Here is a 12417-nt window from a genome sequence, read left to right as displayed (position 1 = left end):
TTACATTTAAAATTATAAGCTATTAAAAATATTATTTCAATCTATTCGCTAATTTAATACTAATTTTAAAATAAAAAACCAGTTCACTGAGTGAACTGGTTTTATGCTTATTCGACAAATTCAAATTCAAAATTACCAATCCGAACAATGTCGCCATCTTTCGCGCCACGTGCTCGTAATGCCTCATCGACACCCATACCACGTAATTGACGTGCAAAACGCATTACTGTTTCATCATGATCGAAATTCGTCATTTCAAATAATTTTTCTAATTTTTCACCAGATAAAACCCATGAAGCATCTGGTTCACGATCAATCGTAAATTCTGGACCTTCTGGTTGGAAGCCATAACGAACGGTTTCTTCCTCTACCACTTCATCTTCATATAATGGGAATTCAGGCGTTACTTCCAACAAGTCAGCTGTTGCATTTAATAAAGGTTCAATACCTTTGCGAGTAACCCCAGAGATTGGGAAAATAGGTAGCTCATCAGCATACTCATCGGTGCGTTCCTTCGCAAGTTGCTCTTTAAATTTCGCTAAATTCTCTTCTGCTTCAGGCATGTCCATTTTATTGGCAACAATAATTTGAGGTCGCTCCATCAAACGTAAATTGTGTGAAGCCAATTCTTTATTGATTGCCAAATAATCTTCATAAGGATCGCGTCCTTCCATGCCACTCATATCAATGACATGTAAAATAACACGCGTCCGTTCAATGTGGCGTAAGAACTGTGTTCCTAAGCCGACACCTTGAGAAGCTCCTTCAATTAAACCTGGCAAATCTGCTGCAGCGAAGCTTCGACCGTCACTAGTAGTCACCATCCCTAAGTTTGGAACTAACGTCGTAAAATGATAGGCACCAATTTTCGGACGAGCGGACGAGATAACAGAGAGTAACGTTGATTTCCCTACAGAAGGAAACCCAACTAAACCAACATCTGCTAAGACTTTTAATTCTAATTCGATTTTACGTTCTTGACCCGGTTCGCCGTTTTCGGCAATTTCTGGTGCAGGGTTTCTTGGGGAAGCAAAGCGAATATTCCCACGACCACCGCGTCCGCCTTTCGCTACTACTAAGGTCTGACCATTCTCAATTAAATCCCCAATTAAGGCTCCAGTTTCTGCATCACGAACTGTTGTACCTGGTGGAACTTTGACAAGTAAATCTTCTGAACCACGACCGTGCATTCCTTTACTCATACCATTTTCTCCAGGTGTCGCCTTAAAATGACGATTAAACCGGAAATCCATTAATGTGCGTAATCCTTCTTCAACAACTAAAACAACGTCGCCACCGCGACCGCCATCACCACCAGCGGGACCCCCGTCTGGTACATATTTTTCTCTACGGAAAGCAACCATTCCGTCGCCGCCTTTACCAGCTTTGACATCAATCGTCACTTGATCTAAAAACATGGACATATAATTTGTCCTCCTATTCTACTTCTACTATCTTTAATCACCTCAAAAAGCGTGATTCGAAAGTCTTTATTATTGTATCGGGAAAACAACCGTTTGTCTAGCAATTCTAGTTAGTTATCGTTGGAAAAAGCAAAATTTCTCATGAATCTTTCGCTTTCTTTTTGTCGCTTCGCTATCAGTCTTTTGACAAAAAAATTTTAGAGGTTCATACTATAGATAGTTGAAGAAAATCACTTTTTCAGCAAGGGTCCAAAGAAACACAAACATCTAAAGGAGGAATTTTTGTTATGACAGTCAAAGTAGGAATTAACGGTTTTGGAAGAATTGGTCGTTTAGCCTTTCGCCGAATAAAAGAAGTTTCTGATGATATTGAAGTTGTGGCTATAAATGATTTGACTAGCCCAACAATGTTGGCTCACTTATTACAATTTGACTCTACGCATGGCACCTATCCTGGCACCGTGACAGCCACTGAAAATGGCATTGTGGTTGACGGCGAAGAAACCCGTGTCTACGCAGAACCAGATGCAAGTAAAATCCCTTGGGTTAAAGAAAACGGAGTAGACATTGTCCTTGAATGTACAGGTTTTTATACCTCTGAAGAAAAAGCACAAGCTCATTTAGATGCAGGTGTGAAACGTGTGGTTATCTCTGCTCCTGCAGGCGCAATGAAAACAATCGTTTACAACGTCAATGATGATACACTTGATGCCAACGATAAAATCATTTCTGCTGGTTCATGTACGACAAACTGTCTAGCACCGATGGCTTACTTCTTAAATAATGAATTCGGTATTGAAGTTGGTACCATGACAACTGTCCATGCCTACACATCAACACAAATGCTATTAGATGGCCCTGTTCGTGGCGGAAATCTTCGTGCGGCACGCTCTGCTGCAGACAATACTATTCCCCATTCAACTGGTGCTGCTAAAGCAATTGGCTTAGTTATTCCAGAACTTAATGGAAAATTACAAGGCCATGCCCAACGTGTTCCCGTTGTGGATGGATCCTTAACAGAATTAGTTAGCATTTTAAAAACAAAAGTAACAGCTGATCAAGTAAATGAAGCAATGAAAAAACACACCATTGATAACCCTTCTTTCGGTTATGATGATCGTGAAATTGTTTCTGGAGACATAATCGGCACGACAGAAGGTTCGATTTTTGACCCAACGCAAACAGAAGTAACGACAGCTGGCGATTTCCAATTGGTGAAAACTGTGGCTTGGTATGACAATGAATATGGTTTTACTTGCCAAATGATTCGCTTATTGGAAAAATTCGCTAATTTATAATGCCAATAAATAAAAAACTGCCTTGCATAAATTAATGCAAGGCAGTTTTTTTAATGTTTACTTTGACAACTTTGACAAATACCATGAAAAGTTAAGCGATGATCTTTGACTAAAAAATGATACCGACTTTCAACAATTTGCTCTACTTCACCAAGCAAGTCTTCTTCCACTTCCTCAATTGTGCCACATTCTAAGCATAACAAATGGTGGTGAAAGTGTTTGGCGCCTTCTTTTCTTAAATCATAGCGAGCTAAACCATCGTTAAAGCTCACTTTATCAACGACTTTTAAGTCTGTTAAAATTTCTAGCGTTCGATAGACTGTTGCTAGACCAATTTCCGGACTTTTTTGTTTTACCAAGAAGTAAATTTCTTCTGCTGATAAATGATCTTTTTCATTTTCCAATAATACAAGTACGGTTGCTTCCCGTTGTGGTGTTAATTTAAAGCCTGATTCATGTAATTGTTTTTTTGTCTTTTTTAAAGCAGCAGTCGAATCCATTATTACAGCTCCTTGTTTAGAATGATTACAAATTAAGAAACCTAATTTATCAATCAAATTAAAATAATTATAAAAGAAATAACTGTAATTTGCAAGATATTCTCAATTAGCTACCTTAATTTTTTTCTTTTGATTGTTCCAACGAGCCAATTAGAATTGTTTTACCATCTTCTTGTTTAATTAATTTTTGTTTCATTAAATGGCCTAAGGCGCGTTTAAATTGAGCTTTACTAATGCCAAAGGTTTGTTTAATTTCATCAGGACTTGATTTATCGGTGAAAGGAATTTGGTGATCGTTTGCTCTTTCTAAGAAAGTTAGAATCATTAACGCATCATCGCTGATTACTTCATGACTTCTTGGTTTTAATGAAAGATTCAATACGCCGTCCGGCCGCACGCCAATCACACGTCCCACTACTTTTTCACCTAAACGTGGTTCCTGGAATCGTTCAGAAGGATGGATAAATCCAATGTATAAATCATCAGTTAAAATATACGTTCCTGCAAGTTTCAGACGATACACATGCCCAGTTAAGTTTTTGTTTTGCATTTCAGCATTCCCGCGTTTTGCCATTGCTTTAAAGACTTTTTCATCTGCTAATTCGCCCCAAATGCGGTCTTTACTGTCCACTTTTAAAGTAACCATTACTCGGTCTTCTTTTTTAGGCCAAAGTTCCCGCATAGTTGGTAATTCATCCAACGAAATAACTACATCTTTATCTGGTAAGCCAACATCCACAAAGACACCTAAATCACGTCTCGTTCCTGTGACAGTACCAAAGCCATAGCTACCAATGCGCACAGTAGGAATTGTAGTTGTCAGTGCTGGCTCTTGTTTTTGATTTAAATAACCAAAGCCTTCTACAGCCTCTCCTATGGCATGCGTACCTTCTTCTTTTTTTAAACGGAATGTGATGCCATTTTTTTGAACAAAATAAAATTGTTCATTTTCATCGACCACAATGCCGGTAAATGTTGTTGCTAGTAATTCTCTCATTTATCATTAACTCCTCAAGGAAAATCAATCGAACAAAAGATTTCCGCTTTTGTTCGATTGTTTCTATTTTCTTTTATTGCCCTGCATTACGAGAAGCGTTCCCTTTGAACCAACCTGTTTTAGCATTGATTGTAACTAAATACATGTGAACATTTTTCTCTGTAGTGCCTTCTAATAATTTTGATTGATTGTTTGTTGCATAAAGATTGTAGTAACCTTCGCCATTCACAATTTTGGCAGGTTCTAAAGAATATCCGCCAGGAACCACATAGCCACGAGCAATCACTGTGTCTAAGACTTTTTCTTTCACACCTGGTGCCCATGTCCACGCTGGATTGCTACTATCAGCGATATCGGCAGCATCTGGCGCATAAAGCGGACTAGTGTAAACCCCGTCACTGTTCGGCGCCGTGTAGCCATTCGCTTCTGTTTTTGCTGTTTCTTCCTTCTTAGCGTTCTCTTTTTTCGCGGCAGCAGCTTGTTTCGCTTGTTCTTCTGCTTGTTTTGCTTGCTCTGCGGCAGCTTGTTCTTCTGCAATTCTTTTCTGTTCTTCTTCAACCTTGGTTAACGCTTGGTCAGCTGTCGTGACTTGTTTGACCAGTTCTTTTTTCAGCTTATCACTTGTTACTTTATCTACTTCTGCCTTAGCAGCTTGATACGTGTCTCGATTCAGCTGATTGGTAGTTTTTCCATCTTTATAAATGACCTCAACCGCTTTTTTAGCTTTTTGTAATTGGTTGTATTGTTGGTTCGCTTGATCGATTGCTTGGTTCATCAATTGGTCAAATGGATCATTTCCTGTTAATTTCTTTACGGAAATTGGTTGATCAGCAGCTAGAATCGCCGGTTTCAACTCATTGCCATTGACAATCGGCGCCTCAAATAATTGGTTGATTTGTTGAATGGTTTGTTGCTTCTCTTTCAATGTTTGAATTTGTTTATTTAATTGAGAATACTCTTCTGAATCTTTAATTTCCGCGACTTGTTTTGAGAGTTTTTCTGGACTAACAGTCACCATATCGGGTTTAATAAAAACTTGCTCCTTCGTGGTATAAAAGGCTGCTAGTTCATCTTTCAGCGTATCTGTTTTCTTGGTTAGTGCCGCCGCCTCTTGTGCGGCAGCTTTTTGCGTTTGATCATGATACGCCCAAGCACTACCTCCAGCTAATAAAACAACCGCAAGCGCAACGAAAACTACTTTTTTTGATGGTTTCTTCGGAGCAGGCGCTGGTTGAGCATTCCCAGTTTCATTCATCGGTGGTATCACACCTGAATCTGAAACTTTTTCCTCGGTTGCATCAGCTTCACTCGGTGCTTCTAGCGACGCTGCACTTGTTAACCCTTCTTCAGAATCTGAAATGGATTCAGTTGGTGTTTCGGCTTGGGTTAATACTGCCTCACCGCTGTTTTCTAACTCTTGGGTCTCTGCTGTTTCTTCTGATGGATTTTCAGACATTTCTGTATCTGCTCGATGCGCTTGAATATAAGCTTGCAAAGTTTCGTTTGGTGTTACATCTTGATCTTCTATCGGTGGTTGTGAAAAAATTTCTTCTTCAGAAGTGGTAGAGATAACTTCAGTTCCTGAAATCTCTGTTAAAGCTTCCTCTTCTGACTTCACTGTCTCAGATACCTCAGCTGTTTCTGCTTCAACAGTAGTTGTTTCTTCTGTTGTTTCTTCTGTTGTTTCTTCTGTTGTTTCTTCTGTTGTTTCCTCTAAATTAACTGCTTCGTCCGTTGCTAGTTTTTCTTCTGTTGAATGAGTAGGCGTCTCTTCTGTCGCTGGTGTCGACTCCTCCACCGAATCATGAGTCTCCTCACTAGCCCCTTCTTGAAGCGATGTTTCTAGACCAGAAACATGCTCTGAATCAGAGACTATTAAGTTATCTTCTGTTGACTCTTCTTTTTTGTCATCATTACTTTCTTCTTCTGGTGATTCGCCAAACAGTTCCATCACATGGCCTAAGCTCATATCTTTTAACTCAGACCATTCAATATTCTCATTTAATTGATCTTCGTGTTGTTCATTTTCCTGTGTTTCAAAATCTATATTTGTTGAAGTCGTTTCCGCTTCTTCTTTATCAACTGTTGTGTCAGTTAGTGAATAGCCACATGTTGGGCAGGTCGTTAATTCTGCATCGAATTCGTTCCCGCACTTCGGACATTTTTTTGTCATTCTTCCGCCTCACATTCTGCTAATATTCCATTACTTCTAATTTACCACAACTTGCGCCTTCTTCCAATAACTAGCAATGACATTTAGAGACTTTTTAAAAATCAAAAGCGGCTCTTCTCGCATGCACGAAAAGAGCCGCTAAACGGTATGTTTATTCTAAAAAGTCTTTTAATTGTTTTGAACGAGAAGGATGTCTTAGTTTTCTTAACGCTTTTGCTTCAATTTGACGAATACGTTCGCGAGTGACACCGAAAACTTTTCCGACTTCTTCTAGCGTACGTGTCCGACCATCATCTAAACCAAAACGTAAACGTAAAACATTTTCTTCACGGTCTGTTAAAGTATCCAGAACATCTTCTAGTTGTTCTTTTAACAATTCGTAAGCTGCATGTTCAGCAGGACTTGTAGCATCTTGGTCTTCAATGAAATCACCTAAATGTGAATCATCTTCTTCACCAATTGGTGTTTCTAAAGAGACTGGCTCTTGTGCGATTTTTAGGATTTCACGAACTTTTTCTGTTGGTAAATCCATTTCCGCACCAATTTCTTCTGGCGTTGGTTCTCTACCTAAATCTTGCAATAGTTGGCGTTGAATCCGAATCAATTTATTGATTGTTTCAACCATGTGAACAGGAATTCGAATCGTTCTAGCTTGGTCCGCAATTGCCCGCGTAATCGCTTGACGAATCCACCAAGTAGCATACGTAGAGAATTTGAACCCTTTACGGTAGTCAAATTTTTCAACAGCTTTCATTAAGCCCATATTACCTTCTTGAATTAAATCCAAGAATTGCATACCACGACCTACATATCGTTTGGCAATTGAAACAACCAAACGTAAGTTGGCTTCTGCTAAACGTTGTTTTGCTTCTTGATCGCCTTCTTCAATTTTAAGTGCCAATTCAACTTCTTCTGCGGCAGTTAATAATTGAACGCGCCCAATTTCTTTTAGGTACATACGCACGGGATCATTAATTTTAACACCTGTTGGCGCAGATAAGTCTTCTGCTTGGGCCTTTTCCGCTTCTTTTTCATCTTTTTTCAAGCTATGTTCACTTGGGTCTCCATTTTCATCGACCACACTGATACCAGCATCTTCAACTTTTTGGATCAATTTTTCCATAGCTTCTGCATCCAAAGTATACGGTGTGGCTAATTGATTCGCTAAATCATCATAAACCACTGTTCCTTTAGGCTTGTTTTCTTTGATAAATGCTGCCACTGCAGCTTCATATTTTTTACTTGTTTCTTTTTCCATGAAAGAAGGCCCCCTTCATTTTTCGGTTCACGCTTGAAATAACTGATAAATCACTGGGACTTATCAAAATAAAATGAACAAAACGCTTAGTTCTATTCATTATATTGCTTAAGTAAATGTTCGTTGAGCTTTAAGCTGTCGAGCCAATTGGATAATCTCCATTGTTAATTCGGCTTCAAGCTGTTGGTTGCCCACTCGTTTTGCTTCTTGCTGTTGAATCTTTTTCTGCTCAATTGCCTCTGCAATACTTGATAAGGCAATTACATGTAATAAATCGGCAACTTCTCGCTCAGAGCTTTCTTCCGATAAATTCTGATACGCAATTTCAATTGCTAATTGTTTGGTTTGATTATCTTGCAAGAAATTAATAAAATCGGCAATGTCGAAACTTTGATGCAGTGTCGCATAACTTTCTAGCAAGAAATATAATTCTTGGTATTCATCATGAGCGAACGAAAAATCTGGCAATTGTTGAACGGTTTGCCGTACTCCTTGTTCATTCATTAAACGAAATAATAAAGAACGTTCTGCTTTTTGAACTTGTGTTAACGGTAACTTGTTTTGGACGTGATTCTCTTCAAAAACAGGTTCTTCCATTGGTGGTGGCATCATTTCATCTTGATAAAATTGTTGCCTTTCTTGCCGTTGGACTGAACGTTGCTCTTGCTTCAATTGATTGAATTGTTCTTCTAAACTATGAACAGAAAGTTGAAATTCCTGAGCAATTTGGTTTAAATAACGATCACGTTCCAAGGGAGATTGAACATTGGTTAACTCCCGTAACAATTCGTTCACATAATCCAATTGTTCTTTTTCGTTATTCATGTTTCTAGTTAACCGATGATAGTTCATTTTAAAACTAAAAACTGTTTCTCGGCCATGATTGGCTAAATTTTGAAAAGCTTCTGCGCCATATTTCCGCACATATTCATCAGGATCCAGCTTTTCAGGGATGCTGACAATACTCAAGTCAAAATGACTGTTTTCTTGCAATAATTGAATCGCACGGTTTGTGGCTTGAACACCGGCATTATCGCCATCGTAACAAATAACTACTTCTTTAGCGACCCGTTCCAAACGCCGAATTTGTTCATTGGTCAAACTAGTCCCCATTGAAGCCACCCCACTTTTTACGCCTGATTGCCAAGCAGCGATAACATCCATGAATCCTTCAAAAAGCAAGACTGTATTTTCTTTACGAATTTCTTTTCTGGCTTTATCAAAGTTAAACAGCGTTTCTCGCTTATTAAAAAGTGTTGTTTCAGGACTATTCAAGTATTTAGGCATCTCATCCCCTGGAAAATCAGCTGTTTTTAACAAGCGACCAGAAAAGGCGATGACATTGCCTTGGGGATCATTAATTGGAAACATGATTCGTTGATAGAAACGATCCAAAAACGTACCGTTATCTCTTTGGACAAACAGCCCAGAAGGCTCAAAAAGCGTTTCATCCAGTTGTTCATTTTTAAAAACTTGACTTAAGAAATCACGTTTTTGCGGCGCAAATCCAATTTGAAAGGTCTCAATTAGTTCTTGTGTTAACCCCCGCTCTAATAAATAGTTTAATGCGGGTTCGCCAATTTTAGTATTCACTAAAATATGATGGTAAAGTTCTGCGGCTTTACTATGCAGTTGTAACAAACTCCGTCTTTGTTGGTTTTCTGGGGTATCCGCTACTTCACGCGGCTCTGACCAATCAAAGTCCACAGATAAATGTTCCAAATCTGCAACACGTTTCACGGATTCTGGAAAACTAATGCCTTCAATTTCTTGCAAGAAATTAAAAACAGTTCCACCTTTCCCGCAGCCAAAACAGTGAAAAATTTGTTTGTCTTCTGCTACTGAAAATGAAGGGGAACGTTCTTCGTGAAACGGACATAAACCCATATAATTTTTACCGGATTTTTTTAACTGGACATACTGCCCAATAATATCTACTATATTCGTTCGGTGACGAACTTCCTCAATGACTTCCTGAGGAATGCGTTGTGCCATTGTCCTCACCTCCTAAGAATAGCATTGTGCTAACTCATGTGATTGACCGTTTAAAAAACGCACTGTCATTTCAGTGCGAATTCCAATGGACACATTTACACATGATTTATTGTATCACATAATCTCTGTTTTTCAAGTATCTTGTTTCAACTCAACAAAAAAAGAAAGTATCTAGGACAAAAGTCATCCTGACTCCTACCCCAGACACTAACTCTTAAAATAATCAGTTAAACATCAAGCTTGCTCCGACTTCCTTCAAGATTTAAAGAAGAACTGCATTTCTGGAGACGAATGCTTTTGGCTCAACCTCTGCTTTTTATAAATCTTTAATTGTTTTTCCAGTACGTTTCATTTGTACGAAACCAATTGCTACACGCACCACAATATTAATGGCCATCATAATAAAGAAGAGACCCATTGTTTGCGAAGTTAAGAAACCAATTTCTAAAATGTTGTGGAATAACATAGCTGCTACATAAATACCAATAATGGTACTGAAAACCAAGAAAATGCGTAGTGGATTTAAAGGCAGACATGCTCGAACAACAGCCATACAGCTAATTCCAACTAATAAATAATACATTAACGTCGTGGTGTCTAAAGAAGAAAATCCTTGATTTTGTCCAATCAGATAAACAGCAATGATATTCGCTACAACTAAAAGCGCATTAACAGACGCATTTTTCAAAGCCGTTGGTAAAAACTTCCCGACAACTTTTCGTTTGTCCCCTTCGAAAGATAAGAAGAAGGCTGGATATCCTTCAATTGCTAAATCAATCAAGGTCACTTGAATCGGAATGAACGGGAACGCAATGGCCGTTAAGGCACAAATGATTGAGAGAATAAACGAATAAATCGTTTTAATGAAGAAAACGCTGGAAACTCGGGTTACATTATTTACCACACGTCGTCCTTCAAATAAGACATCTGGTAACGTTGTAAAATCAGAATCTAGTAAAACTAGATTAGAAATTTGCCGAGTAGCGCCATCTCCTTCTGCCATGGCGATACTACAATCCGCTTCTCGTAACGCTAAAACATCGTTGACGCCATCGCCGGTCATCGCGACCACATGCTCTGTGTCTTTCAACTCACGCACAATGGTCCGTTTTTGCTGAGGCGATACACGTCCGAACACTGTGTATTGCTGAACCGCTTCTCGCACTTCTGCTTCTGTCGTTTTGGTCGACAAATCAATATAAGACTCATAACCGGGTAGCCCAGCACGACGAGCAATATTTGAAACAGTCACCGGATTATCACCAGAAATTACTTTTAAGTCGATTCCTTCTTCTTTTAGATAAGCCAGTGTTTCTTTGGCATTTTGGCGAATTGGGTCGTCAATTTCTAGAATTGCTAATGGCTCTAAATAAGGCATTTTGGTTTCGTTTAACGGTTGTTGTTCCGCAATGGCTAACATCAAGACGCGATAACCATTCTCTTGTGCTGTAAAAACAGCTTCTGGCAACCGACTATCGTCTACCAAACGCTCCGGAGCCCCTAAATAAACTGTCCCAATTTCTGGAAATTCAATAGCTCCCCATTTTCGTTCAGAAGAAAAAGCCAAGACTTCTTTTGCGCCAAATCGATTGGATACTTCATAATGATCACGAATTGCTTGCATTGTAATATTATTATCCGTACTTTCAGATAGGTAGCTTCCGATAATCTGTGGGAAGAGTTCTTCATATTTGTCATGCAAGATAATCGCCTTTTGCACTTTCATTTTACCTTCTGTAATCGTTCCAGTTTTATCTAAACACAAAGTGTCCACATGGGCCAATGTTTCAATTGAGTACATATCTTGTACTAGAATACGTTTTTTGGCTAACTTAATGACACCTGTTGTCAGCGCAATACTAATTAATAGTACTAATCCTTTTGGTAACATCCCTAACAAAGCAGCTGCAGAAGCAACAACAGATGTTTTAATGCCAGCATCTCTTAGCCAAAAAGCTTCAACAAATAAAATAATCCCTAGAGGAATAATCACCCAACTTGTAAATTTAGAGACTTTACGAATCGAATTGACTAACTCTGATTGAATTGGTTTATGCACTTTAGCTTCTTGGGTGATTTTCACAGCATAGTTTTCGGCACCAACGTGGATAACACGGGCATAGGCTTGTCCGCTAACAATGAAACTTCCAGAAAGCAAGGTATCGCCGATTTCCTTTTCAATTAAATCTGATTCACCTGTTAACAACGCTTCATTCGCTTCGACTTTACCGTCAATAACTTCCATATCAGAAGGAACTTGTTCCCCTGCAGAGATAATAACAATATCTTCCATAACTAGTTCTTTTGTATCAATTTCTTGTTGTACGCCATTTCGAATAACATGAACATTTTCTTTTGCCACAATAGATAATTTTTGAACTAAATTACGGGCATGAATTTCTTGGAAAATCCCGATTGACATGTTCACAATAATAATCGCTAAGAAAGCCAGATTGGAATACGCTCCGACAAATAGTAAACAAACAGCGATTGCAAAGTTTAAAAAGTTGAATAACGTCATGACGTTATCAAAAATAATATCTTTTGTAGATTTTGCTACATTTTCCTCATAATTATTTTGAAGGCCTAACTCTTTCTGCTTGGCAACTTCTTCTGTACTTAACCCTTTTTTCAGGTCGACTTTATTCAACATCCAGCTCTTTCCCTACCTTTTCAATTAATCAGTTACATCCCTTCTAGTTTACTTGCATTTTCATGAAACTGCAAGAAAAGCCTAAAAAATTCCTGTAAGTTGAAAGAATTCTTTAGACT

8 protein-coding genes are annotated in these 12417 nt (G+C 38.6%); 1 reads left to right on the top strand and 7 read right to left on the bottom strand.

Translation table 11 applies throughout. The features are described 5' to 3' along the window. Positions 1-107: 107 nt before the first annotated feature. The gene (gene obgE, locus IGK27_RS06250) at positions 108-1424 is read right to left on the bottom strand and encodes a GTPase ObgE (protein WP_002384537.1); all 1317 of its coding nucleotides are present in this window, start codon (positions 1422-1424) and stop codon (positions 108-110) included. A gap of 287 nt (positions 1425-1711) precedes the next feature. Here obgE and gap point away from each other — a divergent pair, with 287 nt between their 5' ends. Then, positions 1712-2722: a type I glyceraldehyde-3-phosphate dehydrogenase gene (gap, locus tag IGK27_RS06245; RefSeq protein ID WP_002357638.1), complete on the top strand. Its 1011-nt coding sequence runs from the start codon at positions 1712-1714 to the stop codon at positions 2720-2722. A gap of 50 nt (positions 2723-2772) precedes the next feature. Here the strand turns inward: gap and IGK27_RS06240 are convergent, their stop codons facing one another. From IGK27_RS06240 to IGK27_RS06215, 6 genes are all read right to left on the bottom strand, one after another. Next, the gene (locus IGK27_RS06240; protein ID WP_002357640.1) at positions 2773-3222 is read right to left on the bottom strand and encodes a Fur family transcriptional regulator; all 450 of its coding nucleotides are present in this window, start codon (positions 3220-3222) and stop codon (positions 2773-2775) included. A 115-nt stretch (positions 3223-3337) separates the two neighbouring features. After that, positions 3338-4219, bottom strand: a complete 882-nt coding sequence (locus IGK27_RS06235) for a CvfB family protein (RefSeq protein ID WP_002357641.1) — start codon at positions 4217-4219, stop codon at positions 3338-3340. Between the two features lie 73 nt (positions 4220-4292). Continuing rightward, positions 4293-6392, bottom strand: coding sequence for a cell division site-positioning protein MapZ family protein (locus IGK27_RS06230; protein WP_075320335.1), 2100 nt, complete (start codon positions 6390-6392; stop codon positions 4293-4295). Between the two features lie 151 nt (positions 6393-6543). Next, positions 6544-7650 (bottom strand): RNA polymerase sigma factor RpoD, encoded by a 1107-nt coding sequence (gene rpoD, locus IGK27_RS06225; protein ID WP_002360364.1) that lies wholly within the window; start codon positions 7648-7650, stop codon positions 6544-6546. Positions 7651-7758: 108 nt separating this feature from the next. Then, positions 7759-9645: a DNA primase gene (gene dnaG / locus IGK27_RS06220; protein WP_002380276.1), complete on the bottom strand. Its 1887-nt coding sequence runs from the start codon at positions 9643-9645 to the stop codon at positions 7759-7761. Positions 9646-9961: 316 nt separating this feature from the next. After that, on the bottom strand, positions 9962-12298 hold the full coding sequence (locus tag IGK27_RS06215; RefSeq protein WP_033626298.1) for a cation-translocating P-type ATPase: 2337 nt from the start codon (positions 12296-12298) through the stop codon (positions 9962-9964). Positions 12299-12417 lie beyond the last annotated feature (119 nt).

This window comes from Enterococcus sp. DIV0236, from assembly GCF_050558525.1.
GTDB classification, from domain to species: Bacteria; Bacillota; Bacilli; order Lactobacillales; family Enterococcaceae; genus Enterococcus; species Enterococcus faecalis.
This window is presented reverse-complemented; position numbering and strand designations above follow the sequence as displayed.